This window comes from Achromobacter denitrificans NBRC 15125 (assembly GCF_001571365.1).
GTDB lineage: Bacteria > Pseudomonadota > Gammaproteobacteria > Burkholderiales > Burkholderiaceae_B > Achromobacter > Achromobacter denitrificans.
On sequence record NZ_BCTQ01000065.1, the window covers coordinates 1 to 23,656 of the forward strand.

22 protein-coding genes and 1 pseudogene are annotated in these 23,656 nt (G+C 66.9%); 8 read left to right on the plus strand and 15 right to left on the minus strand.

Translation table 11 applies throughout. The features are described from left to right. Together ADE01S_RS29655 and ADE01S_RS29660 are read right to left on the minus strand one after the other, a co-directional pair. Positions 1 to 368, minus strand: a pseudogene (locus ADE01S_RS29655) (ATPase); the annotation flags it as partial. 15 nt (positions 369 to 383) lie between these two features. Further along, positions 384 to 1,085 carry a response regulator gene (locus tag ADE01S_RS29660; protein ID WP_062685352.1) on the minus strand — a complete coding sequence of 234 codons (702 nt, stop codon included), beginning with the start codon at positions 1,083 to 1,085 and terminating at the stop codon, positions 384 to 386. Between the two features lie 198 nt (positions 1,086 to 1,283). On the opposite strand from ADE01S_RS29660, the gene ADE01S_RS29665 reads away from it, so the two are divergent. Continuing rightward, on the plus strand, positions 1,284 to 2,597 hold the full coding sequence (locus ADE01S_RS29665) for a fimbria/pilus outer membrane usher protein (protein WP_075873293.1): 1,314 nt from the start codon (positions 1,284 to 1,286) through the stop codon (positions 2,595 to 2,597). A gap of 94 nt (positions 2,598 to 2,691) precedes the next feature. Then, on the plus strand, positions 2,692 to 4,521 hold the full coding sequence (gene recQ, locus ADE01S_RS29670) for a DNA helicase RecQ (RefSeq protein ID WP_062685354.1): 1,830 nt from the start codon (positions 2,692 to 2,694) through the stop codon (positions 4,519 to 4,521). Positions 4,522 to 4,732: 211 nt separating this feature from the next. Here the strand turns inward: recQ and ADE01S_RS29675 are convergent, their stop codons facing one another. Next, the gene (locus ADE01S_RS29675) at positions 4,733 to 5,785 is read right to left on the minus strand and encodes a cytochrome d ubiquinol oxidase subunit II (protein ID WP_062685355.1); all 1,053 of its coding nucleotides are present in this window, start codon (positions 5,783 to 5,785) and stop codon (positions 4,733 to 4,735) included. Continuing rightward, positions 5,782 to 7,125: a cytochrome ubiquinol oxidase subunit I gene (locus ADE01S_RS29680; RefSeq protein WP_062685356.1), complete on the minus strand. Its 1,344-nt coding sequence runs from the start codon at positions 7,123 to 7,125 to the stop codon at positions 5,782 to 5,784. The genes ADE01S_RS29675 and ADE01S_RS29680 overlap by 4 nt, the downstream gene beginning before the upstream one ends. Positions 7,126 to 7,261: 136 nt before the next feature. Here ADE01S_RS29680 and ADE01S_RS29685 point away from each other — a divergent pair, with 136 nt between their 5' ends. The 4 genes from ADE01S_RS29685 to minE all read left to right on the plus strand — a co-directional run bounded on the left by ADE01S_RS29685 (position 7,262) and on the right by minE (position 11,466). Further along, positions 7,262 to 9,028: a glutamine--tRNA ligase/YqeY domain fusion protein gene (locus ADE01S_RS29685; protein WP_062685357.1), complete on the plus strand. Its 1,767-nt coding sequence runs from the start codon at positions 7,262 to 7,264 to the stop codon at positions 9,026 to 9,028. Positions 9,029 to 9,395: 367 nt separating this feature from the next. Next, positions 9,396 to 10,253 (plus strand): septum site-determining protein MinC, encoded by an 858-nt coding sequence (gene minC / locus ADE01S_RS29690; protein WP_062685358.1) that lies wholly within the window; start codon positions 9,396 to 9,398, stop codon positions 10,251 to 10,253. A gap of 136 nt (positions 10,254 to 10,389) precedes the next feature. Beyond that, positions 10,390 to 11,205, plus strand: coding sequence for a septum site-determining protein MinD (gene minD / locus ADE01S_RS29695; protein ID WP_062685371.1), 816 nt, complete (start codon positions 10,390 to 10,392; stop codon positions 11,203 to 11,205). 3 nt (positions 11,206 to 11,208) lie between these two features. Next, positions 11,209 to 11,466 (plus strand): cell division topological specificity factor MinE, encoded by a 258-nt coding sequence (minE, locus tag ADE01S_RS29700; protein ID WP_062685359.1) that lies wholly within the window; start codon positions 11,209 to 11,211, stop codon positions 11,464 to 11,466. A gap of 87 nt (positions 11,467 to 11,553) precedes the next feature. On the opposite strand, the gene ADE01S_RS29705 is transcribed toward minE, so the two are convergent. From ADE01S_RS29705 to ADE01S_RS29720, 4 genes are all read right to left on the minus strand, one after another. After that, positions 11,554 to 11,778 (minus strand): YMGG-like glycine zipper-containing protein, encoded by a 225-nt coding sequence (locus ADE01S_RS29705; RefSeq protein ID WP_062685360.1) that lies wholly within the window; start codon positions 11,776 to 11,778, stop codon positions 11,554 to 11,556. A 187-nt stretch (positions 11,779 to 11,965) separates the two neighbouring features. Next, positions 11,966 to 12,499: an isochorismatase family protein gene (locus ADE01S_RS29710; RefSeq protein WP_062685361.1), complete on the minus strand. Its 534-nt coding sequence runs from the start codon at positions 12,497 to 12,499 to the stop codon at positions 11,966 to 11,968. Positions 12,500 to 12,600: 101 nt separating this feature from the next. Continuing rightward, positions 12,601 to 14,274, minus strand: a complete 1,674-nt coding sequence (ettA, locus tag ADE01S_RS29715; RefSeq protein ID WP_062685362.1) for an energy-dependent translational throttle protein EttA — start codon at positions 14,272 to 14,274, stop codon at positions 12,601 to 12,603. A 105-nt stretch (positions 14,275 to 14,379) separates the two neighbouring features. Continuing rightward, positions 14,380 to 15,300 (minus strand): DMT family transporter, encoded by a 921-nt coding sequence (locus tag ADE01S_RS29720; RefSeq protein ID WP_087881384.1) that lies wholly within the window; start codon positions 15,298 to 15,300, stop codon positions 14,380 to 14,382. 98 nt (positions 15,301 to 15,398) lie between these two features. Here ADE01S_RS29720 and ADE01S_RS29725 point away from each other — a divergent pair, with 98 nt between their 5' ends. Both ADE01S_RS29725 and ADE01S_RS29730 read left to right on the plus strand, forming a co-directional pair. Continuing rightward, positions 15,399 to 16,196 carry an AraC family transcriptional regulator gene (locus ADE01S_RS29725; RefSeq protein ID WP_062685363.1) on the plus strand — a complete coding sequence of 266 codons (798 nt, stop codon included), beginning with the start codon at positions 15,399 to 15,401 and terminating at the stop codon, positions 16,194 to 16,196. 132 nt (positions 16,197 to 16,328) lie between these two features. Beyond that, positions 16,329 to 16,868: a hypothetical protein gene (locus ADE01S_RS29730; protein WP_062685364.1), complete on the plus strand. Its 540-nt coding sequence runs from the start codon at positions 16,329 to 16,331 to the stop codon at positions 16,866 to 16,868. 46 nt (positions 16,869 to 16,914) lie between these two features. On the opposite strand, the gene ADE01S_RS29735 is transcribed toward ADE01S_RS29730, so the two are convergent. The 7 genes from ADE01S_RS29735 to ADE01S_RS31990 all read right to left on the minus strand — a co-directional run. Beyond that, a complete protein-coding gene (locus ADE01S_RS29735) occupies positions 16,915 to 17,910 on the minus strand; it encodes an ABC transporter ATP-binding protein (RefSeq protein ID WP_062685365.1) in 996 nt (331 codons plus the stop codon). Further along, entirely contained in the window at positions 17,907 to 18,938 is a 1,032-nt protein-coding gene (locus tag ADE01S_RS29740) for an ABC transporter ATP-binding protein (RefSeq protein ID WP_062685366.1), read from the minus strand. The genes ADE01S_RS29735 and ADE01S_RS29740 overlap by 4 nt, the downstream gene beginning before the upstream one ends. A 10-nt stretch (positions 18,939 to 18,948) precedes the next feature. Further along, a complete protein-coding gene (locus tag ADE01S_RS29745; protein ID WP_062685367.1) occupies positions 18,949 to 19,863 on the minus strand; it encodes an ABC transporter permease in 915 nt (304 codons plus the stop codon). After that, positions 19,863 to 20,852: an ABC transporter permease gene (locus ADE01S_RS29750; RefSeq protein ID WP_062685368.1), complete on the minus strand. Its 990-nt coding sequence runs from the start codon at positions 20,850 to 20,852 to the stop codon at positions 19,863 to 19,865. The genes ADE01S_RS29745 and ADE01S_RS29750 overlap by 1 nt, the downstream gene beginning before the upstream one ends. Positions 20,853 to 20,948: 96 nt before the next feature. Continuing rightward, positions 20,949 to 22,520, minus strand: coding sequence for an ABC transporter substrate-binding protein (locus tag ADE01S_RS29755; protein WP_062685369.1), 1,572 nt, complete (start codon positions 22,518 to 22,520; stop codon positions 20,949 to 20,951). A 199-nt stretch (positions 22,521 to 22,719) separates the two neighbouring features. Then, entirely contained in the window at positions 22,720 to 23,217 is a 498-nt protein-coding gene (locus ADE01S_RS29760; protein WP_062685370.1) for a MarR family winged helix-turn-helix transcriptional regulator, read from the minus strand. A 253-nt stretch (positions 23,218 to 23,470) separates the two neighbouring features. Further along, on the minus strand, positions 23,471 to 23,656 hold a 186-nt coding region (locus ADE01S_RS31990), incomplete at its 5' end, for a hypothetical protein (RefSeq protein WP_218010729.1).

The following is a 23,656-nucleotide window of genomic DNA, read 5'->3' on the forward strand; positions in this document are numbered from 1 at the left end:
GCATCGGCCCCGGGAGGCGGCGCGGGGGGCCGGGGGGCGGGCTTGGGCGGCGCGGCCGGCCGGCGGCCGTTGAAGCGTTGCAGCTTGGCTTCGGCCGGCAGGACGCGCGACCACAGGCGCCACTGGTTCTGCGAGGCGGTGCGCACGAAATCGGCGCGGTCCTCCGCCGGCACCTGGGACACGGCCGCGCGCAGCGTGCGGATCGTGGTGACGATGTAGCCGATCGCCACGTCTTCCATGAACTTGTGGCGGAAGTAGGACACCGTCACCAGCGTGGCCGCCTGCGTCAACAGGACCGACCCCAGGATCAGCAGGATCAGCCTCGCCCGCAGCGACCGCGGCACCAGAAAACCAGGAGAGAAGCGCATGGGTGCTGGCGGCCCCTAGGGCGAGAACCGGTAGCCGATTCCCCAGACGGTCTGGATCCAGCGCGGTTGCTTGGGATCGTCCTCGATGACGCGACGCAGGCGCAGGATGGCGATATCGATGGCGCGGTCGTTGCGCTCGCCGGCGTCGTCATCGCGGGCCAGGGCCAGCAGGCGTTCGCGCGACAGCGGCTTGCCGGCGTTGCGCACCAGCGCTTCCAGCAGGTTGATCTCGCCCCCGGTTAGCTTGACCACCGTGCCCTCGCGCGACAGTTGGCGCGTGGACGGGTCGAACACGAAGGGGCCGAACGAGACCGGCGCGTCCTTGGTGAGGGCGGACGGGCCGCGCTTGCGGCGCAGCACGGCCTCGATGCGGGCGAGCAGTTCGCGCGGATCGAAGGGCTTGCCGACGTAGTCGTCCGCGCCGGCCTCCAGGCCGATGATGCGGTCCACCGCCTCGTCGCGGGCGGTCAGCAGGATGACGGGGATATCCTCGCCCTGCTCGCGCAGCCGGCGGCAGGCGTCCGCGCCGTCGCCGCCGGGCAGCATGCGGTCAAGCACGAGCAGGTCGGGCGCGTAACGGGTGATGCGGGCGGACAGGTCGGTGGCGTCCGGCGCCAGCAGCGTGTCGTAGCCGTGCCGGTTCAGGTAGTCGGCGAGCAGCTGCCGCAGGGCCGGATCGTCGTCGACGACCAGCAGCTTGGTATGAGGAGTGTCCATGGATGCCATAGTGCGGTGCGCCGCGTCTGGCTGCAAGAGGCAGGAAATCAACTGAAATATACCTGTTGCACGATGTTGGGCACCGTTTCGGGTATTTTTTATCGCCTGCGGACCGGGCGATAAAATAGGCGCCGGTTCGCCGCGAGCCGTTAAAGAACGTTTACAGCATCGGCGGCGCCCCCTCTCTACACTGTTCCTATGATCGCCCCTGCAATCATCCGGCGAAAGTGGCTGTTGCGCGCGGCGCTGGCGGCTGGCGCGGCCTTTCCGCTCGCCCCCGCGCTCGGCGGTTCGCCCGATCCCTTCCTGCCCTCTCCCGGCGCGGCCGCCGGCTGGACGCGCGGCATCGGCGCGCTCGCGCCCGTGCAGCCCCTGCCCGTGCGCCCCGCTCCGTCCCTCGAATCGCGCGCGGTGCCGCTGGACCCGTCCCCCTGCGACCTGCAAACCATGGAACCCGCCGTGGACACGAGCGTGCGCGCCACGGGCGAGGCCAACCTCCTGGACCTGGGCATCCCCGGCACCGGAGCCGCGCTGACGGGCGACGTCGAGCCGCTGCCGGCCGATTGCGTGCTGGCCGCGCCCGAGGAACCCGCGCCCGACTACTCCTTCGGCCTGGAGGACGGAGACATTTCCAGCGTGCCGGTGGTGGTGATTTCGGGCGTGTCGCGCCCCTCGCGGCCCTGGTTCGCCTCCGTCGGCGGGCAGGACGGCCTGCGCTACGGGGGCAGCCGCAACTGGGTCTACCGCAATACCTCGGGCCCCTCCTTCGCCGTGGGCAATATCACGGCCAACGCGCCGGCCTGGGGCAGCGGGGCCCCGGTGGGTGGCCTGCAGATCTCGAACTGGGGCGGATCCGGCGCCACCGCCCCCGAAGGCAGCTTCGGCTATTCCTCCTCGGTGGGCCGGCTCAACAACATGGATCCCGCCGCCAGTTCGGGCGCCGTCGACTACGGCGCCTCGGTGGGCAGCGGCAGCGTGCGCTACGGCCTCACGCCCGTCCTGACCCTGGAAGGACAGATGCAGAGCGCGCCCTCGCTCACCACGCGAGGCATGGGCACCACCTATTCCGCCGGCGACTACGGCACGTTCCGGGCCGGCGCCACGCAAAGCTCGTTCGACGCCGTCAACGCCTGGCGCTACCGCTTCGGCTACAGCGTGGACGTGGCCGACACCGTCAACCTGGGCTATACGGCCGAGCAGATCGGCGCGGGCTTCGGCGACCTGTCCACGTATTCGAGCGGCGCGGCCTCGGCGGCGCAGACCCGCAACACGCTGTCGGCGGGCGTGCCCATTACGGGCTGGGGCACGCTCAGCGGCACCTACTCAGGGCTGCGCGAGGGCTCCGCCCTGGCCGAGCAGCGGGTGGGGCTGTCCCACAGCATGTTCGTGGCGCCCAAAGTGAAGCTGGCGGTCGGCGCCGACCGCGACATCCTGTCGGGCGACTACGAATGGCGGGCCAACCTGAGCATGCCGGTCGATACCTTCATGCGCGGCACCTGGCTGAGCTGGTAGGCAGGACGCCCGTCGGACGAAAATCTCCCTCCCGGAAGGGGGCGGCCGGAATTGGGGCTTAAAATCCCTGCCATGATGCTCCCGGCCTACCCCCATGTCTGACGCGCGCGCCCTCAGCGTATTGCAGCGCGTCTTCGGTTACGAATCCTTCCGCGGCGACCAGCAAGCCATTGTCGAACAGGTGATCGGCGGCGGCGACGCGCTGGTCCTCATGCCCACCGGCGGCGGCAAGTCGCTCTGCTATCAGGTGCCGTCGCTGGTGCGCGAAGGCACCGGCATCGTCGTGTCGCCGCTGATCGCGCTGATGCAGGACCAGGTCGACGCCCTGACCGAACTGGGCGTGCGCGCGGCCTTCCTGAACTCCACGCAGGAGTGGCGGGTGGCCCGCGAAGTCGAACAGGCTTTCCTGGCCGGCGAGCTGGACCTGCTCTACGTGGCGCCCGAACGCCTGCTGACCGACCGCTGCCTGCAATTGCTGGAACGCGGCCGCATCGCGCTGTTCGCCATCGACGAAGCCCACTGCGTGTCCCAATGGGGCCACGACTTCCGACCGGAATACCTGGGCCTGTCGATGCTGCACGAGCGCTGGCCGGACGTGCCGCGCATCGCGCTCACCGCAACCGCCACCGCGGACACCCGGCGTGAAATCGCCCAGCGCCTGTCGCTGGACGACGCCCGCCACTTCGTCGCCAGCTTCGATCGCCCCAACATCCGCTACCGCATCGTCGAGAAGAACGAGGTGCGCAAGCAATTGCTGGAGATGATCCGCAACGAGCACGAGGGCGAATCGGGCGTGGTGTACGGCCTGTCGCGCGCCCGCGTGGAGGAAACCGCCGAATTCCTGTGCAACCAGGGCATCGACGCCATGCCCTATCACGCCGGGCTCAGCCCCCAGGTGCGGGCCGCCAACCAGGCCCGCTTCCTGCGCGAGGACGGCGTGGTCATGGTCGCCACCATCGCGTTCGGCATGGGCATCGACAAGCCCGACGTGCGCTTCGTGGCGCACATCGACCTGCCCAAGTCCGTGGAAGGCTACTACCAGGAAACCGGCCGCGCCGGCCGCGACGGCCTGCCCGCGACGGCCTGGCTGGCCTACGGCCTGCAGGACGTGGTGCAGCAGCGCCGCATGATCGACGAATCGCCCGGCGAAGAAGCCTACCGCCGGCGTCTCGGCCAGCAACTCGACGCCATGCTGGGGTTGTGCGAAACGGTGGAATGCCGGCGCGTGCGGCTGCTGGCCTATTTCGGCCAGCAGATCACGGCCTGCGGCAACTGCGACGTGTGCCTGGATCCGCCGCAAGCGTGGGACGGCACGGTCGCCGCGCAGAAGGTGCTGTCCGCCGTCTACCGCCTGTGGAAGGAACGCGGCCAGCGCTACGGCGCCGGCCACATCATCGACATCCTGCGCGGCAAGGTCACCGAGCGCACCACGCAGCACGGCCACGACACGCTCAGCGTGTTCGGCGTGGGCGCCGACCTCAGCGACACCGCCTGGCGCGGCGTGCTGCGCCAGCTGCTGGCCCAGGGCCTGCTGACCGTGGACCACGAAGGCTTCGGCACCCTGGCCCTCACCGAAGGCAGCCGCGCCGTGCTCAAGGGCGAGCGGCAGCTGATGCTGCGCCGGGAATCGGAAAAGAAGACGCGCTCGGGCAAGACCGGCGGCGGGCGCGCCAAGGCGGCCGCCATCGACCTGCCGGCCGAACTGCAGCCCGTCTTCGAGGCCTTGCGCGCCTGGCGCGGCGAAGTCGCCAAGAGCCACGGGGTGCCGGCCTACGTCATCTTCCACGACGCCACGCTGCGCGAAATCGCGCTGGCCCAGCCCGATTCGATGGATGCGCTGAGCCACATCAGCGGCGTGGGCGCCCGCAAGCTGGAAGCCTACGGCGAAGAAATCCTCCAGCGTGTCGCCCGACCAGTGCTGTAGGATGGGTGGAGCGCGAGAGTTCTTAAGCAAGAACTCAGGTATCCAACGCGCGCAACCCATGCGGCCGTGGGCAGACTGTTTTTTGGGGCCGATGCCGGGCACTGTCTGCTCACGGCCGCATGGGTTTCGCGCGTTCAGCACCTAGGTTCTTGCCTAGGAACTGCCGCGCTCCACCCATCCTACGCCCAGCCCCGCCACCCAACCCCGCCGTTCAACCGGGCGGCGGCAAGAGCGGCACCGGCGCGCGCTCCTTGCCGAACACCGAGCGGTAGGCCAGGATGTTGAACACCAGCACCACCGGTATCCCAACGACCGCGCCCGCCAGCACCAGCCGCATCGAGCCCAGCGCGCCCGCGCCGTCCCACAGCGTCATGTCGTCCAGGATGAGGTAGGGGAAGAGGCTGTAGGTCAGGCCGCTGAGCATCAGCAGGAACAGCGCCACGCACAGCACGAAGGGCAGCCAGCTGAAGCGGTCCGCCCGCCCGGGCAGCCGGGCCAGCAGCATTTCCACCGCGACGAAGCCCGCCAGCATCAGCAGCCAGACCGTGGCGGCAAGGCTCAGGTGGGCGATGTTGCTCCACTTGTAGAAGATGCCGGCATTGGCCAGCCCCAGCGTCACCGCGATCGACACCATGCCCACCGCCGTCCAGCGGATGCCGTGGCGGGCCCAGTTGGCGGCGCGCCGTTGCAGGTCGCCATCCACCCGCATGACCAGCCAGGACGCGCCCAGCAGGACGTAGGCGGCCACCGCGCACAGGCCCACGAACATGGAGAACCAGCCGTAGCCGGCATCGGATTGATAGCCGGTCGCGATGCGGCCCAGCATCATCCCCTGGCCGAAAGCGGTGATCAGCGAGCCCGCCCAGAAGGCGAAGATCCAGCGCGGCTTCATTTCGTTGCGCGCGCGGATGCGGAATTCGAAAGCGACGCTGCGCAGCACCACGCCCAGCACCATGCAGGTGAGCGGCCCGTAAAGCTTGCCCAGCACCGCGCCCCAGGCGAACGGAAACGCCGCGGCGAACAGGCCCATGCCCAGCAGCAGCCAGAATTCGTTGGCGTCGCGCCAGGGGCTCAAGAGGCTCATCATGCGGCCGCGCTCGTGTTCCGGCGCCAGCTGCAGCAGGATGCCCACGCCCAGGTCGAAGCCGTCCAGCACCATGCCCGCGGCGATCACCAGGAACAGCAGCGCCATGAAGGCCAGCGGCATCCAGAAGGACGGATCGTCGGGGCTCAAGCCCTGCGAGGCGGCAAGCATGGCGATCATGGCGCGCCTCCACCCAGTTTGCGCACGGGCACGACGCCGTAGCGCGCGGCGTGGAACAGCATGCCGGCGAAGGCGGCCAGCAACAGGGCATACAGCACGCCGTAGCCCACCAGGCCGTAGAGCACGGTGCTGGAAGACGCCGTGCCCAGCACCTCGGATTGCGTGACGGTGCCGTTCACTACGAAGGGTTGCAGGCCGATGACGGACACCCACCATCCGGCCACGACCGCGATGCCGCCCGAGAACATCATCCCGCACATGACCCGCTGCCACCAGCGCGGCAAGGTCGACGGATCCAGCCCGCGCCGGAAGGTCCACAGGAAAGTCACGCAGGCCACGGCCAGCATCAGCAGGCCCATTCCGGCCGCCACGCGCAGCGACCAGAAGGTCAGCGCGACCGGCGGCAGCATGCCCGAATACTTGTCCAGCCCCTGGTAGGTGCCGTCGGCATTGCGGTGCAGCCACATCCCGCCCATGTTGCGCAGGGTCAAGTCCGCCACGTTGGTGTGGTTGCGGGCGTCCGGCCAGCCGAACAGCACCAGGCTCGGCTCGGGGCCGCTCTCCCAGAAGCCGGCGGCGGCGGCCGCCTTGGCCGGCTGCAGCCGGGCGACCATCTCGCCGGCGCCGGTAGCCACCGGCAGCTGCATGAGCGCGGCCACCAGGCCGACCACCAGGGCCGTCTTGAACGCGCTGCGCTCGCCGTCGCCCAGCGGGCGCCGCAAAGCCTGCAAGGCGGTCACGCCCATCATCAGGAAGGAGGCGGCCAGGGCAGCGCCCACGGTCACCACGGCCATGCGCCAGCCCACCGAGGGATTCAGCACCACGGCGGTCCAGTCGTAGACCTGGTAGCGACCGTCGACCAGTAGCGCGCCGTCCGGCGTCTGCATCCAGGATTGCAGGGCCAGCACCCAGAACACCGCGACCAGCTGCCCCACCGCCACCATCAGCACCGCCAGCGTATGGGCGGCATCGGAAACGCGCCGCTGGCCGAACAGCATGACGCCGAGGAAGCACGATTTCAGGATGAACACGGACAGGATGCCGTAGCCCAGCAAGGGGCCGGCCACATTGCCGATCTTGTCCATGAGCCCCGCCCACAGGCTGCCGATCTGGATCAGCACCGGCACGCTCGCGGCCAGGGTCAGCACGAAGGCCAGCGCGAATATCCGCACCCAGAAGCGGTAGGCGGCCGTCCAGCCGCCATGGCCCGACCAGCGAGCCCGGATCTTGAAGAACAGCAGCACCCAGGCAAGAGCCAGGGAGACGGCCAGGAACAGCGCCAGGAAACTCAGGCTGGCCACGAACTGCACGCGGGCCAGGGATAGGGTGGATATGTCCATAATGGCCCGTAGTGTAGAGCCAGTTACAAGACTGTGGGGCCAGTTTGAAACCGGTTGCACACCCCCCGAAAAGAGGCTGCCTGCGGAACGTGGCAAAATTGACGCTTTGTCGCTGCTTTTTCCTATTCTTTCAAGAATGACCTCCGCCACGACGCCGACCCCTGCCGCATCGAATTTCCTGCTGAACATCGTCCAAGACGACCTTGAGGCCAACCGCTACGCTGGCAAGCGTTGGGCGGGCAAGCCCGGCCCGGCGGCCCTGCAGCAGCAAGGCGGCCTGGATCCGGCCCGCATCCGCACGCGCTTCCCGCCGGAGCCCAACGGCTACCTGCACATCGGCCACGCCAAGAGCATTTGCGTGAACTTCGGCCTGGCGCGCGATTTCGGCGGCGTCTGCCACCTGCGCTTCGACGACACCAATCCCGAGAAGGAAGACCAGGAGTACGTCGACGCCATCATCGAGGCCGTGCACTGGCTGGGCTTCGACTGGAAGGCCGACGGCAACGACAACCTGTACTTCGCCAGCGACTACTTCGGCTACATGTATGAGTTCGCCGAGGCGCTCATCGAAGCCGGCCACGCCTATGTGGACGAGCAGAACGCCGAAGAGATCCGGGCCAACCGCGGCACGCTGACCGAACCCGGCGTCAATTCGCCCTGGCGCGACCGCCCCGCCGCGGAATCGCTCGCGCTGCTGCGCGAAATGCGCGACGGCAAGCATCCCGACGGCAGCCTGGTGCTGCGCGCGAAGATCAACATGGCTTCGCCCAACATCAACCTGCGCGACCCGGTCATGTACCGCGTGCGCCATGCCACCCACCACCGCACGGGCGACCAATGGTGCATCTATCCGATGTACAGCTGGGCGCACCCGGTGGAAGACGCCCTGGAAGGCATCACGCACAGCGTCTGCACGCTGGAATTCGAAGACCAGCGCCCGTTCTACGACTGGATCCTGGCACGCCTGGCCGAACTGGGCAAGCTGGCCCAGCCGCTGCCGCACCAGTACGAATTCGCGCGCCTGAACCTGAGCTACGTCGTCACCAGCAAGCGCAAGCTGCTGCAACTGGTGCGCGAAGGCCACGTGGACGGCTGGGACGACCCCCGCATGCCCACCCTCTTCGGCCTGCGCCGCCGCGGCTACACGCCGGCGTCGATCCGCCTGTTCTGCGAACGCACCGCCGTGTCCAAGTCGGACTCGCGCATCGACTACAGCCTGCTCGAACAGGCCGTGCGCGACGACCTGGATCCCATCGCCGCCCGCTCCGTGGCCGTGCTGGACCCGATCAAGCTGATCATCACCAACTATCCGGAAGGCCAGACCGAGATCTGCACCGCGCCGCGCAACCCGCACGATCCGGAAGCCGGCCTGCGCGAGTTCCCGCTGTCGCGCGAGCTCTGGATCGAGCGCGATGACTTCCGCGAGGAAGCGCCCAAGAAGTATTTCCGCCTGTTCCCGGGCAACACCGTGCGCCTGAAGTATGGCTACGTGGTGCGTTGCACCGGCTTCGTCAAGAACGAGGCCGGCGACGTCGTCGAGGTCCATGCCGAATACCTGCCCGACACCAAGAGCGGCACGCCCGGCGCCGACAGCGTCAAGGTCAAGGGCAACATCACCTGGGTCAGCGCGGCCCACGCGATTCCCGCCCAGATCCACCTGTACGACCGCCTGTTCGCCGACGCCCGCCCCGACGCCGGCGACAAGGACTTCCTGGCCTGCCTGAACCCCAACTCCAAGCAGACCGTCACGGCCTGGCTGGAACCCGGCACCGTGGCGACGCCCGGCGCCACCTGGCAGTTCGAACGGCTGGGCTATTTCATGGCCGACCTGAAGGACTCCACGCCCGAGGCGCCGGTCCTGAACCGCATCGTGACGCTGCGCGATTCCTGGGCCCAAGGCTGAGCGATCGCGTCCGCGTTGCTGGAGAAAAGGCGCCGGAAGGCGCCTTTTTCATTGCTGGGCCGCCCCGAGATGAAAAAAGCCCCCATGGGGGGCAGCAAGCTCGCGCAGCGGGCGCGGCGTGGGGGCAACTTTTCATTGCTGGGCCGCCCCGAGATGAAAAACACCCCCTTGGGGGGCAGCAAGCTCGCGCAGCGGGCGCGGCGTGGGGGCAACTTTTCATTGCTGGGCCGCCCCGAGATGAAAAACACCCCCTTGTGGGGCCCTCATTTCATCGTCTGGCCGCGCACGGGCGGGTTATCATGCCCGACATCCCGCAGCCGGTTCAGCGCCCCTGTTTCAGGCGCCCGGACCGCCAGCCCAAACCAAGATGAATACTGAATCCCTAGCCCTGGACTTCAAAAGCGCCACTCTGTATGCGATCAGGGTGGTTTTGCACAGCGCCGACCCCGAACGCCTGGAGGCCGCGCTGGCCAAGCGAATGGCCGACGCCGGCAGCTTCTTCGAAAACGAACCCGTGGTCATCGATGCCAGCCGCGTCGAGGAGGCCATCGATTGGGCCGCCCTGGTGGCGGCGCTGCGGGGCCATAACCTGCCCCCCATCGGCGTCGTCGCCGAAGGCGCCAACCTCGAAGCGGCCCGCGCCGCCGGCCTGACGCCGGTGGAACTGTCCACGCCCGTGGCCCGCCCCGCTCCCGTGGTCGACACGGCGCCGCCCAACGACGTCGCCACCCCGGTGCCCTCGGTGCCCGCCGCCGCGGTCGAAACCGCGGCCGCGCCCACCGAAGCCGCCGAACCGCCCGCCGCCAAGGCCGATGGCGAGCCCCTGCCGGCGCGCGAAGCCAGCGGCGCCACCTCGGCCCCCAGCCCCACGCCCGCCACGCCGCACTCCGCGTCGGCGCTCGTCATCACGAAGCCCCTGCGGTCCGGCCAGCGCGTCTACGCGCGGCACACGGACCTGGTGGTGATCGGCATGGTGAGCCAGGGCGCCGAAGTCATCGCCGACGGCAACGTGCACGTGTACGGCCCGCTGCGCGGCAAGGCGATGGCCGGCGCGCGCGGCGACGCGTCGGCGCGCATCTTCACCACGCACCTGGATGCCGAGCTGCTGGCCGTGGCCGGCGTCTATCGCGTGGTCGAGGACAAACTGGACCGCACGCTGCAGAACCAGCCGGCGCTGGTGCGGCTGGACGGCGACACGCTGCGCATCGAAGCGCTCAAACCCTGATCGCGCGGGCTTGCTTTGCATCAATGCATGGCTTGCCCGGGCGGCTCAAAGATTTCAACACATCCTGTAAGAAGCCTTACAAGGGCTTTTTGCTTTACGATAACGCGATTTATTCGAACATAAGGGTTTGATCGTCATGACACGCATTGTTGTGGTGACTTCCGGCAAAGGCGGCGTGGGCAAGACCACCACCAGCGCCAGTTTTTCTGCGGGACTCGCGATGCGGGGCCACAAGACCGCGGTCATCGACTTCGATGTCGGCTTGCGCAACCTCGACCTGATCATGGGTTGCGAGCGTCGCGTCGTGTACGACTTCGTCAACGTGATCCAGGGCGAAGCGACGCTCAACCAGGCGCTGATCAAGGACAAGCAGCTCGAAAACCTGTTCATCCTGCCGGCCTCGCAAACGCGCGACAAGGACGCGCTGACGCAGGAAGGCGTGGAGAAGGTCATCAACGACCTGAAGGGCATGGGCTTCGAGTACATCGTCTGCGACTCGCCCGCCGGCATCGAGACGGGTGCGCTGATGGCCGCCTACTTCGCCGACGACGCGCTGGTCGTGACCAACCCGGAAGTCTCGTCGGTGCGCGACTCCGACCGCATCCTGGGCATCCTGGCCGCCAAGTCCAAGCGCGCGGTCCAGGGCGACGAACCCGTCAAGGAATACCTGCTGCTGACGCGCTACAGCCCCAAGCGCGTCGTCGACGGCGAAATGCTGTCGCTGGGCGACATCGAAGACATCCTGCGCATCAAGCTGATCGGCGTCATCCCCGAATCGGAAGCCGTGCTGCAAGCGTCGAACCAAGGCCTGCCGGCCATCCATCTGAAGGACACCGACGTCTCCGAGGCCTACAAGGACGTCGTGGCCCGTTACCTTGGCGAAGACAAGGCCCTGCGCTTTACCGATTACGAAAAGCCCGGTTTCCTGAAACGCCTGTTCGGAGGCAAGTAAGCAATGTCCTTCCTGTCGTTTCTGCTCGGTCAAAAGAAGACTTCCGCCTCCGTCGCCAAGGAACGGTTGCAGATCATCCTGGCCCACGAGCGGGGCCGCGGCGACTCGCCCGACTACCTGCCGCAGTTGCAGCAAGAACTGATCGCCGTCATCTCGAAATACGTGAAGATCAATCCCGACGACATCAAGGTGCACCTGGAACGCCAGGACACGCTGGAAGTGTTGGAAGTGAAGATCGAAATGCCGCAAAGCGAAAACTGAGGCCGCATTCGCGCGTCCGGCACGCCGGCGCGCCACGCACAAAAAAAACGCCCGGCACTGCCGGGCGTTTTGCATGGGAGGCCGCGCTTAGCGCTTGCCGACCTGATCGCCGATGACGCCGCCGATCGCCGCTCCGCCCACCGTACCGAGGATGCCGCCATTGGTGATCACGGCGCCTGCGACGCCGCCCAATGCAGCGCCACCGACGGTGCTCTTCTGGCGATGGCTCATGCCGTCCCAGGAAGAGCAGCCAGCCATGGCGACGGTCATCGACAATGCAATACAGATTTTGGAGAGAGATGCGATTTTCATAGTTGGGTTCCTATTCTCATACCCGGGTCTGCGTCGATGAACTCGCGAGCACGCGGACCCCATGCGGGTTTGGAACCTTCAGGATCGCAAAATATCGTTGCCTTGGCTGTGAGGTTTGCCCATGAATTGTGTCAAAGGGCGAGAGAATCTTTGCGCCTCCCCCGCACAGTGTTGCAGCCGGCCGGCGCTATTTGACCAGACGTAACACCTCGCGGAAACGCGGATGCTCGCAAGTCCGCATCCACTCGAAAATCGCCATCTCGGAGGTGACGATTTCCGCGCCGTGAGCCCGCGCGCGGCGCAATGCCGCGTGATGATCCGACGGCTTGCGCGAACCCGCGGCATCGGCCACCAGCACCGCGTGGTAGCCCAGGTCGATCAGCCCGATCACGGTTTGCAGCACGCAGATGTGCGCTTCGCAGCCCGCGACCAGGATGGTCTTGCGCGCCGCCGGCAGCCAGGCGTCGAACCCCGGCTCCAGCGCCGACGAGAAGTGCATCTTCTGGAAGGTGGACTGCACCTGAGCGCGCAGGGGCTCCACGGTGGCGCCCAGCATCCGCGCATGATGTTCGGTGGCGGCGACCGGCACGTCGAGCAGGCGCGCGGCCTGGGCCAGCTTGTGGGCCGCATTGAGCACGGACTCGCCGTCATGGATGACCGGCATGAGCCGGCCCTGCATGTCGACGATCAGCAAAGTGGAATCGGAGGCGGAAAGCAGCATGGCGGAGAACTCCCTGGACTAGCGCCCAGCATACCGCGACGCGGCGCCGCAATGAAAAAACCCGGCATGGCCGGGTTTTTCGAGGACTTGCCGCCGAAGCCTTACTTCAGGGCCTTGTAGCGCAGGCGCTTGGGCTTGGCGCCCTCTTCGCCCAGGCGACGCTTCTTGTCGGCTTCGTACTCTTGGTAGTTGCCGTCGAAGAACACGACCTGCGAATCGCCTTCAAAGGCCAGGATGTGCGTGGCGATACGGTCCAGGAACCAGCGGTCGTGGCTGATCACCATGACGCTGCCGGGGAACTCCAGCAGGGCATCTTCCAGCGCGCGCAGCGTTTCGACGTCCAGGTCGTTGGACGGTTCGTCCAGCAGCAGCACGTTGCCGCCGGCGATCAGCGTCTTGGCCATGTGCAGGCGGCCGCGTTCGCCGCCCGACAGCTGGCCCACGACCTTGTTCTGGTCGCCGCCCTTGAAGTTGAACCGGCCCAGGTAGGCGCGCGACGACATTTCGAACTTGCCCACCGTGAGCAGGTCGGCGCCATCGGCCACGGCGTCGAATACGGTCTTTTTGTCTTCCAGCGCGTCGCGCGATTGGTCGACGTAGGCCAGCTTCACGGTCTGGCCGATCTTGACCTCGCCCGAATCCGGCTGCTCGCGGCCCGCGATCATGCGGAACAGCGTCGACTTACCCGCGCCGTTGGCGCCGATGATGCCGACGATGGCGCCCGGCGGCACCTTGAAGCTCAGGTCGTCGATCAGCAGGCGGTCGCCGTAGGCCTTGCTGACGTTGTTGAATTCGATGACCTCGTTGCCCAGGCGCTCGCCCACGGGAATGAAGATTTCCTGGGTTTCGTTGCGCTTCTGGTATTCGTAGGACGACAGTTCCTCGAAGCGGGCCAGACGCGCCTTGGCCTTGGCCTGGCGGCCCTTCGGATTCTGGCGCACCCACTCCAGTTCCTTCTTGATGGTCTTCTGGCGCGCGGATTCCGAGGACTCTTCCTGCTTCAGGCGGTCTTCCTTCTGCTCCAGCCACGAGCTGTAGTTGCCCTTCCAGGGGATGCCGTAGCCGCGGTCCAGTTCGAGGATCCATTCGGCCGCGTTGTCGAGGAAGTAGCGGTCGTGGGTCACGCCCACCACGGTGCCCGGGAACTTGTGCAGGAACTGTTCCAGCCACTCCACGCTTTCGGCGTCCAGGTGGTTGGTGGGTTCGTCGAGCAGCAGCATGTCGGGCTTGGACAGCAGCAGGCGGCACAGCGCCACGCGGCGCTTCTCGCCGCCGGACAGCTTGCCGACGATGGCATCCCAGGGCGGCAGGCGCAGCGCGTCGGCGGCGATTTCCATCTGGTGCTCGATATCGTCGGCGCCGCTGGAGGCGGCGGCTGCGATGATGGCTTCGAGGTCGGCCTGCTCGGCGGCCAGCGCGTCGAAGTCCGCGTCCGGTTCGGCGTAGGCGGCGTACACCTCGTCCAGCCGCTTCTTGGCGGTGACGACGGCGCCCAGGCCTTCTTCGACGGCCTGGCGGACGGTGTGTTCGGGATTGAGCTGCGGTTCCTGCGGCAGATAGCCGATGTTCAGGCCCGGCATGGGGATGGCTTCCCCTTCGATCTCTTTATCGACGCCCGCCATGATTTTCAGCAGCGTCGACTTGCCCGAGCCGTTCAGGCCCAGCACGCCGATCTTGGCGCCAGGAAAAAACGAAAGCGAGATGTCGCGCAGGATCTGCCGCTTGGGCGGCACGATCTTGCCGACGCGGTTCATGGTGTAGACGTATTGGGCCATGGGCTCGTAGGGAAGATATAGCTGATAAACCGCTGATTGTAGGCCGGAACCTTGACCGGCGGGCGTCAGCGGCGCTACGGCCGGCCCGGCCCCGTCCGCGGGACGTCAGGCCGCCTTGGACGGCCCCGCCGGACGGCCCGCGCGCATCTGCGCCAGCATCACCCCGGCCAGCGCCATCGCGCCGCCGACGATGTGGAACAGGTGGGGTTTCTCGTCCAGGAACACCGCCGCGATCGCCACGGTGGCGACCGGCATGACGTTGAGGAAAATGCTGGCGCGGTTCGGCCCCAGGTGCTTCACGCCCTGCATCCACAGGAAGGGCGCGCACAGCGAGGGGAAAAGCGCCGCGTACAGCACCAGAGGGAGGTTGTCGCCATTGAGGGGCGAAGCCGGCGCCGCCAGGAAGGCCGGCAACTGGAACAACACGCCGAAAGCCACCTGCACGTACAGGGACTGCCACGGCCCCACTGGCAGCGCCCAGCGGCGCAGCAGGACGCCGTAGAGCGCATAGGCCAGCGCGCCCACGCCCATCAAGACGTCGCCGTGGTTGGCGCCCACCGACAGCAGGCGGGCGGGATCGCCCTCTCCGATCAGCAGGGCCAGGCCCGCCAGGGACAGCAGGCCGCCCAGCATGGCCATCGCCGAGGGCAGCTCACGCAGCACCACCGCCACCACGGCGATGGTCATCAACGGAATCATCGCGGTGATGATGCCCATATTGGTCGCCGTGGTGCTGGCGGCGGCCACATAGGCCAGGCCCTGGTACAGCGCCATCCCCAGCCCGCCCAGCACCGCGAGCTTGGGCAGGTTGGGCAGGATCTGGCGGCGTTGCGCCCAGACCCCGGGCAGCGCGAACGGGGTCAGCAGCACGCCCGCCAGCGCCCAGCGGTAGAACCCGATGGCGGCGGGCGCGATCACGCCGGCCGCCATTTTGGTCACGATCATGTTGACCGACCAGATCAGGGCCGCCAGCAGGGGAAACAACAGGTAGCGGGCGGGAGGGTGCGTGGCTTGGGCGGTCGGCATGGCGGGGCAAGGCGGAAACGGAAAAGAGGGGCAAGTGTAGGGCCTGTCCGACATGCTGTATATAATGAAAAACCGACAAAACCAGACGAACTTCCGACATGGCTGCCGTCGACGCCGCGCCGCTGCTGGCCAGCCACCTGCCCTACCCGCTGGCCTGCCGCATCCTCCATTTCACGCCCCATTCGCGCATGAAGCGCCACACGTCGCCGTGGGCCGAACTGAACTTCGCGATCTCGGGCATCATGGAAATCGGCATCGGCGACATGACCTACCTGTCGCCGCCGCAGTACGCCATCTGGATACCGCCGCATGTCGAGCATTGCTGCCAAAACGCCGGAGAAGTGCACTACGCCTGCATCGATATTCCCGCGGCGGCCTGCGAGGGCCTGCCTGACAAGCCCTGTACGCTGGAGATCAGCCCGGTGATGCGCGCGATTCTGGCCGACTTCGAACGGCGGGGAGTCAGCTATCCGGATACGCCCGAAGACCGGCGCATGGCCCAGATCGTCATCGACCAGGCGCGCCAGGCGCGCGCCTATGCCAGCTACCTGCCGTCGGCTACCGACCCCGTGCTCGCGCCCATCCTGGCGGCCCTGCAACGCCGTCCCGGCGACAAGCGCGGCGCCACGCACTGGGCCGCCACCGCCGGCATCACCGAGCGCACGCTGCTGCGCCATTGCCAGCAGCGCCTGGGCATGTCCTTCAACGAATGGCGGCTGCGGCTGCGGGTCGTCAGCGCCCTGGGCCTGCTGGATGCGGGTCAGTCCGTCCAGTCCGTCGCGCGAGAACTGGGCTACAGTACGCCGTCCGCGTTCATCGCCATGTTCCAGCGGCTGACCGGCCAATCGCCGGACAGCGCGCGCAGGCGCTGCCTCGGCGGTTCCCCGCCGCCCTAGCCCGGGAAAATCGCGTCGTCCAAGCGTCCGATGCACTGCCGAGCCGATCGCGAGACAATACGCCTGACTTTCAATTTGCTTTCATCCGACTTTGCCGTGCCGCCGCGGCTTCATCGCGTCCAGGAATTCCCCATGTCCGCCTCCGCCACCCCCCCAGCCTCCCTGACCCATTTCAGCGCATCCGAACTGGACATGCTGGCCAAGACGGCAGACGCCCTGAGCGCCTACCTGGGCAAACCCGTACTGGCGGAGGTGGTGCTGGGCGACGACGGCACCGAATGGGTGACCTACGGCGTGCCCATGGACGAAAACGCCAAGCCCGACGAGGAACAGACCCACGTCCAGCTGGGCGGCCCCGGCGCCCGGTTGCTGGGCAACCGCGGCGGGCTGCCCCAATCCGACGACGACACCTACGACTGCCTCTATCTCTGGGCCATCGAGATCTCGCTGAACGAAGGCGAGCGCTTCGTCAAGCTCGACCACGACGGCGAGGAATCCGCCTGGTCCGACAGCCTGGAAGACGTGCTGCCCTTCGCCCTCACCGAAGAGCCCGTGCCGGAGGATCCGGACGAAGACGAAGATGAGGATGAAGACGACGAAGACGAAGACGATGCCGACGAGGATGACGGCGAGGTCCGCGATCCTCCCCGCGACCACGGCCGCCGTCACTGAACCGGCCGGACCCGGCGCGCGGCGCCGGCCCCGGCCGCAAGGCGGATCACGCCGTGATCCGCCCCTCCTCTACCGCATGGCAAGCCACCACCGACACGCCTGAGACCATCGCGGCGGGCGCCTCCCGCTTGCAGCGTTCGTTCGCATGCGGGCAGCGCGGGTGGAAGGTGCAGCCCGAAGGCGGGTTCAGCGGATTCGGCACTTCCCCGGCCACGGCCGTGCGCGGCTTGCCTGCGCCGTTGATGTCCGGGATGGCTTCCAGCAGCATCCGCGTGTACGGATGGCGCGGCCGCTGGAACAGCTCGTCTCGGGGCGCCACTTCCACCATGCGGCCCAGGTACATGACCCCCACCCTGTCGGCCACGTGGTGCACCACCGCGAGGTTGTGGGAAATGAACAGATAGGTCAGCCCCAGCTTGCGCTGCAGGTCCTTCATCAGGTTCAGCACCTGAGCCTGCACCGACACGTCGAGCGCCGAGGTGGGCTCGTCGCACACCAGGAACTCCGGATTCACCGCGAGCGCCCGCGCGATCGAGATGCGCTGGCGCTGGCCGCCCGAGAACTGGTGCGGGTAGCGCCCCTGGTCCGCGGGATCCAGGCCCACCTGTTTGAGCAGTTCGCCGACCCGGGCGCTGCGCTCGGCCGGCGTCATCTGCGTATGGGTCAGCATCGGTTCCGCGATGATGCGGCCAACGCGCCAGCGCGGGTTCAGGCTGGCATAGGGATCCTGGAAGATCATCTGCAGGCGCTTGCGCAGCGCGCGCCCGCCCGACTCCGACATGCGCGACAGGGGCTGCCCGTCGAAATGGATATCGCCGCGAGTCAGGTCGTACAACCCGACCAGCATGCGCGCCACCGTCGACTTGCCGCAGCCCGACTCGCCCACCAGCGCCAGCGTTTCGCCGCGCGCGATGTCGAACGACACGCCGTCCACGGCGCGCAGCATCACCCGCGGCTTGCCCGCGAGCTTGCGCTCCAGCCAGGGCGGCGACACATCGAACCAGCGCGCCGCGTCCTTTACTTGCACCAAGGGCGTGTTCATACCGATTCCTCCGATCCTTTGCCGCCAGCGGCAACATCCCCGCCTGGCGGGAACGGCGCGGCGGCGCTTCCCTCATGCAGCCAACAGGCCGCCAGGGACGTGCCGGCGGGCATCAGTTCCGGGCGGTCGTGCGCGCAACACGGCAGGCGCCGGCCGCAGCGCGGATTGAACGCACAGCCGGGCGGAATGGCGTTCAGCCGCGGCATGCTGCCGTCGATCTGCACCAGCCTTTCGGCATGCCCTTCCAGCGAGGGGATGGAACCCATCAGCCCCGAGGTGTAGGGGTGGCGCGGCTTGTGGATCACGTCGGCCACGGGGCCGATCTCGGCCACGCGGCCGGCGTACATCACGGCCACGCGGTCGGCGGTCTCGGCGATCACGCCCATGTCGTGCGTGATCAGCATCACGGCGGTGCCGTTCTCCCGGCACAGCCGCTTCAGCAGCTCGATGATCTGGGCCTGGATCGACACGTCGAGCGCGGTCGTCGGCTCGTCCGCCACCACCAGCCTGGGCTCGGCCGCCAGGGCCAGCGCGATCACCACGCGCTGGCGCATGCCGCCGGAGAACTGGTGCGGGTAGTGGTCGATGCGCTCGCGCGCCGCCGGAATTCCGGTGGACGCCAGCAATTCGACCGCGCGATTGCGCGCCTGGGACCAGCTCATGTCCAGGTGCGTCACGATGGTTTCCGCCAGTTGCCTGCCCACCGTGTACAGGGGGTTGAGCGAGGTCAGGGGATCCTGGAACACCGCGCCGATCTCGCGGCCGCGCACGCGGCGCATCTGCTCGTCGGGCAGGTTGTCGATGCGACGGCCGTCCAGCAGGATCTCGCCTGCGGCGATGCGTCCAGGCGGCTCCAGCAGGCCGATGATGGATGCGCCGGTCAGCGATTTGCCGGCTCCGGACTCGCCCACTACCCCCAGGACTTCGCCAGCCTGGATGGAAAACGACACGTCGTCCAGCGCGCGCAGCGTGCCGCGGCGCGTGGGGAACTCCACGCGCAGATTGCGGACTTCAAGTAATGCGCTCATGCGCGGTACCTCAATTCAATTTCGGGTTGAGCGCATCGCGCAGCCAATCGCCCAGCAGGTTGACCGACAACACCAGCAGCACCAGCGCCGCGCCCGGGAAGATGGTGATCCACCATTCCCCGGAAAACAGGAAGTCGTTGCCAATGCGGATCAGCGTGCCGAGCGACGGCGCCGTCGGCGGCACGCCCACGCCCAGGAACGACAGCGTGGCCTCCGTGATGATGGCGGTCGCCAGGTGCACCGTGGCCAGCACCAGCACCGGGCCCAGCACATTGGGCAGCACGTGGCGGAACATGATCACGGGCGAAGCCACCCCGATCACGCGCGCCGCCTGCACGTATTCGCGGTTCTTCTCCACCAGCGTGGAGCCGCGCACCGTGCGCGCATACTGCGGCCAGCCCGCCAGCGCGATCGCGCCGATCAGCACCGGGAACGCGATCAGCTCGTGCATCTCGCGAGGCACCGCCGCGCGCGCCACGCCATCGATCAGCAACGCGATCAGGATGGCGGGGAACGACAGCTGCACGTCGGCGATACGCATGATGAAAGCGTCGATGCGCCCGCCCGCGTACCCCGAGATCAGCCCCAGGACGATGCCGATCGCCATGGACAGCAGCACCGAGGCCAGGCCGATCAATAGCGATACCCGGGTGCCGTACAGGATGGCCGAGTACAGGTCGCGGCCCTGGCTGTCGGTGCCCAGCAGATAGGTCGGCAGGCCGTTGGCTTCCCAGGCGGGCGGCAGCAACGCGTCCAGAAGCTCTACCTTGGTCAGGTCGAACGGATTGTGAGGCGCCACCCAGCCGGCGCCGAAGGAGCCGATCAGCAGCAGCGCCAGCAGCACGGTCGCCGCGATGGCCACGGGCGCCCGGCGCCAGGCCCAGGCGATATCGCTGTCCCACCAGCGTTTGAGTACGGCGCGCATCAGTGAGCCCCCCCGCCGCGGGTCAGCCCGGAACGCAGGCGCGGGTCCACGACAAAATACAGAAGATCGACGATCAGGTTGATCACCACGAATACCAGCGCGATCAGGCACAGGTAGGCCGCCATGACGGGCACGTCGGCGAACTGCACCGCCTGGATGAACAGCAGGCCCATGCCCGGCCACTGGAACACGGTTTCCGTGACGATGGCAAAGGCGATGATGCCGCCCAGCTGCAGGCCGGTAATGGTGATCACCGGCACCATCGTGTTCTTCAGCGCATGGCCGAAGTGGATGGCGCGGCGCTTCAGGCCGCGGGCGCGCGCGAACTTGATGTAGTCCGAACGCAGCACTTCCAGCATTTCGGAACGCACCAGCCGAAGCACCAGGGTCATCTGGAACAGCGACAGCGTGATGGCCGGCAGGATCAGGTGCTTCCAGCCCGTGGCGGTGAAGAACCCGGAAGTCCACCAGCCGAGGCTGACGGTATCGCCGCGCCCGTAGCTGGGCAGCCAGCCCAGCTGCACCGAAAACACCAGGATCAGCAGGATGCCGATCAGGAAGGTGGGCAACGACACGCCCAGCAGGGAGCCCGCCAGCAGCAGCTGGGACACCAGGCTGTTGCGCTTGAGCGCGGTATAGACGCCCAGCGGCACGCCCACCAGCAGCGCCAGCAGCGCGGCCGCCATGGACAGCTCCAGCGTGGCCGGCAGGCGGGACTTCAGCAAGGTGGAAACGGGTTCGCTCTGGCGCAGGGAGATGCCGAAATTCCCCTGCGCGGCGTTGGCCACGAAATGGCCGAATTGAACGATGGCGGGTTCGTTCAGCCCCAGGCGCTCGCGCAGTTCGATGCGCTCGGCATCGGTGGCGTCCTGCCCCAGCATGATGGTGACGGGGTCGCCGACGTATTGAAACAGCACAAAGGCCAGTAGCGTAACGGTGAGCATCACCGCCACGGCCTGCAACAGGCGACGCAGTATGAAAGCAAACATAGGCGGAAAAGGCAAAACGGCGGAAGCCCGGGGCCTGTCCGCGCCCCGGGGAGCGATGGACAGGCCCCGCGGGCCCCGCCGTCTGATTAGCCAGGATCAGTCAACCTTGACCCAATCGGCAACGAGACGGTTGTCGGCACGGTGGATGACCGTGACGTTCTTGCGCATCGCCCAGGGAATGACCTGGTCGTGCAGGGGGATGTGGCCGAAGTCCTTGGCGTGTCCCTGCAGCACGGTAATGATGTCGGCGTCGCGCTTGGCCGGATCGGTTTCCGTCTTGATCCGGTCGATGATGACGTCCAGTTCCTTGTTGCTGTAGTTGCCCAGGTTGTACATGCCGTCCGCGCCCTCGCCCTTGGTGCGGATCAGGTTCTGCAGCGTGTACATGGCGTCGAAGGTGGGCACGCCCCAGCCGAACAGGTAGGCGCTGGTGTCGGACGACTGCACCTTGGGGAAGTAGGTGGAGCGCGGCATGGCGTTCATCGTCGCCTTCACGCCGACCTTGGCCCACATGCCGACGACGGCCTGACAGATGGCTTCGTCGTTGATGTAGCGGTTGTTCGGGCAATCCAGCGTGAAGTTCAGGGTGCCGTCGTAGCCGGCTTCCTTCAGCAGCGCGCGGGCCTTTTCGGGATCGTAGGGCACGCGTTTGTGCAGGGATTCCGCCCAGCCGTGCACCTGCGGCGCGATCATCGTGCCGGTGGGCGCGGACAGGCCGCGCATCACCGCGCGCTTGATCGCGTCCACGTCGATGGCGCGGTACAGCGCCTCGCGCACGCGGATGTCCTGGAACGGGTTCTTGCCCTTGATGCCCGAATACTGGAGCTCCGGACGCTTCTGGTCCAGGCCCAGGTAGATGGTGCGGTATTCGTTGCCTTCCACGACCTTGGCGGACTGGCGCAGGCGCTCCAGGTCCTGCGCGGCGGGATCGAGCACGAAGTCGATCTCGCCCGAGAGCAGCGCGGCGGTGCGGGTGGCGTTCTGCTTGATCGGCGTGAACACCACTTCGGTCACGTTGCCGACCTTGCCGGCCTTGTTCCACCAGTCCTTGTTTTCCTCGAAGACCGTGCGCACGTCGACTTCGCGCGACTTGAGCTTGTAGGGGCCGGTGCCGTTGGTGTTGCGGGCGCCGTAGGTTTCTTCCTTGTTGACGAAGTCCTGCGGCTTGGCGATGTTGTTCTTCTCCGACCAGGCCTTGTTCATGATGAACACGTTGGTCAGCTGGCGCAGCAACACGGGATTGGGCGCCGAGGTTTCCACCTCGACCGTGAGGTCGTCGATCTTGCGCGCTTCCTTGATGCCCGTCGTGTACGCCTTGTAGTTCGACGTGGGCGCCATGGCGCGGTGGATCGAGAACACGACGTCGTCCGCGGTGAACGCGGCGCCGTCGTGGAACTTCACGCCGGGGCGCAGCTTGAAGCGGTACAGCGTGGGCGAGACCTGCTCCCATTCCGTGGCCAGGCGCGGCGTGACCTTGAAGGTCTTGTCGTAGTCCACCAGCGGTTCGTAGATGTAGCTGTTGGCGGCGATCGTCATCCCCTCGTTCTGCGAATGCGGATCGAAGGTGAGGATGTCGCCCTGGGCGGCCCAGCGGAAGGTCTTGGCCTGCCCGATCGAGGGCACGGCCACGGCGGCGGCGATCGCGATAGCAATCAAAGTGCGGCGCATAGGTTCTACTCCTGACTGTAATCTGAATACCGGCGCGATATTGCCTACCCGCAAGAACCCCGTCAATTCAGGGTTTATGCGTACCGGAACGGGTTTTCACAGAGGGAAAACATATTGGGGACGCATATGCTTGTAACAAAAAAATCGAAGTAAACAGCGTTGGGGCCGTCCGGCGCCTGCGCGGCGCGCGTCACCCCCTTTAATCGTCTTCCGGCGCCGACAAATCCAAGGGCACGTGCTCGGTCATCAGCACCTCCAGCATCTCGATGAGCTGCGTGGCCTTTTCCTCGCCGAAAGGCGCGAGCACCGCCTTCTGGTGCTGCAACGCCTGTTCGCACAAGGCGGTGATCAGGTTCGACCCCTTGGCGGTGATGCAGACCCGGGTCTGCCGCCGGTCCGCGCGCACGCCGGTGCGCGCCACAAGGCCCTCCGCCTCCATGCGCTGCACCACCTTGCTCAGGGTGGGCTGCTTGGTGATCGCGAGCACGGCCAGCGTGCCGATGGTTTCGCCGGCGCTGCCTTGCAGGCTGGCCAGCACGCGCCATTCCGTGACCGACAAGCCGGCCGCCTTCACCTGCAGATGGAATTCGGCCGAGATGCGCTGGCTGGCCTGCGCCAGCAGGTAGGCCAGATAACCATCGACGAAGCGGGCGCCTTGCGCCCCCGCGCCTGTGTCCCGCTGCTTGTCCAACCGCATGTTGCTTTGCTCCCACGCACCGGAATCCAAGGATGCCGGAACGCCCGAGGCGGCCCGACGAAAGACGCATTGCACCACGGTGGAGCCCACGCGCGCCATGACGTGCCGCAATGCTGTTGCGCAGCACAGGGTATACCCGAAATCGCAACCCGTTTTTGCACCATCCCAGGGCCCCGAGCAGGCCTCGGAAGTAGATAACAACGAGTATATACGTCCTTGTTTTAGCGTGATATTTTTTTAATTCCATGAAATTTCATCTTTTTTGTTGACAGCTAAAACGTTGACTCCTAAAGTATTTTTTAGATGAGATTTTCCTGACGTCACGATGCTGCGCAGCAGCAACGCTTGAGGACCCGCGGGCCGGGCCGGGAAGGAGTTCTAGATGGCTGAAAGGTCTTTCAAGAAAGAAGTCCAGCAGTTGCGCATCGGCGCGGGCGAA

Coding starts and splice junctions, on each gene's coding strand:
- ADE01S_RS29660 (WP_062685352.1), bottom strand. CDS start 1,085: ATGGACACTCCTCATACCAAGCTGCTGGTCGTCGACGACGATCCGGCC.
- ADE01S_RS29665 (WP_075873293.1), top strand. CDS start 1,284: ATGATCGCCCCTGCAATCATCCGGCGAAAGTGGCTGTTGCGCGCGGCG.
- recQ (WP_062685354.1), top strand. CDS start 2,692: ATGTCTGACGCGCGCGCCCTCAGCGTATTGCAGCGCGTCTTCGGTTAC.
- ADE01S_RS29675 (WP_062685355.1), bottom strand. CDS start 5,785: ATGATCGCCATGCTTGCCGCCTCGCAGGGCTTGAGCCCCGACGATCCG.
- ADE01S_RS29680 (WP_062685356.1), bottom strand. CDS start 7,125: ATGGACATATCCACCCTATCCCTGGCCCGCGTGCAGTTCGTGGCCAGC.
- ADE01S_RS29685 (WP_062685357.1), top strand. CDS start 7,262: ATGACCTCCGCCACGACGCCGACCCCTGCCGCATCGAATTTCCTGCTG.
- minC (WP_062685358.1), top strand. CDS start 9,396: ATGAATACTGAATCCCTAGCCCTGGACTTCAAAAGCGCCACTCTGTAT.
- minD (WP_062685371.1), top strand. CDS start 10,390: ATGACACGCATTGTTGTGGTGACTTCCGGCAAAGGCGGCGTGGGCAAG.
- minE (WP_062685359.1), top strand. CDS start 11,209: ATGTCCTTCCTGTCGTTTCTGCTCGGTCAAAAGAAGACTTCCGCCTCC.
- ADE01S_RS29705 (WP_062685360.1), bottom strand. CDS start 11,778: ATGAAAATCGCATCTCTCTCCAAAATCTGTATTGCATTGTCGATGACC.
- ADE01S_RS29710 (WP_062685361.1), bottom strand. CDS start 12,499: ATGCTGCTTTCCGCCTCCGATTCCACTTTGCTGATCGTCGACATGCAG.
- ettA (WP_062685362.1), bottom strand. CDS start 14,274: ATGGCCCAATACGTCTACACCATGAACCGCGTCGGCAAGATCGTGCCG.
- ADE01S_RS29720 (WP_087881384.1), bottom strand. CDS start 15,300: ATGCCGACCGCCCAAGCCACGCACCCTCCCGCCCGCTACCTGTTGTTT.
- ADE01S_RS29725 (WP_062685363.1), top strand. CDS start 15,399: ATGGCTGCCGTCGACGCCGCGCCGCTGCTGGCCAGCCACCTGCCCTAC.
- ADE01S_RS29730 (WP_062685364.1), top strand. CDS start 16,329: ATGTCCGCCTCCGCCACCCCCCCAGCCTCCCTGACCCATTTCAGCGCA.
- ADE01S_RS29735 (WP_062685365.1), bottom strand. CDS start 17,910: ATGAACACGCCCTTGGTGCAAGTAAAGGACGCGGCGCGCTGGTTCGAT.
- ADE01S_RS29740 (WP_062685366.1), bottom strand. CDS start 18,938: ATGAGCGCATTACTTGAAGTCCGCAATCTGCGCGTGGAGTTCCCCACG.
- ADE01S_RS29745 (WP_062685367.1), bottom strand. CDS start 19,863: ATGCGCGCCGTACTCAAACGCTGGTGGGACAGCGATATCGCCTGGGCC.
- ADE01S_RS29750 (WP_062685368.1), bottom strand. CDS start 20,852: ATGTTTGCTTTCATACTGCGTCGCCTGTTGCAGGCCGTGGCGGTGATG.
- ADE01S_RS29755 (WP_062685369.1), bottom strand. CDS start 22,520: ATGCGCCGCACTTTGATTGCTATCGCGATCGCCGCCGCCGTGGCCGTG.
- ADE01S_RS29760 (WP_062685370.1), bottom strand. CDS start 23,217: ATGCGGTTGGACAAGCAGCGGGACACAGGCGCGGGGGCGCAAGGCGCC.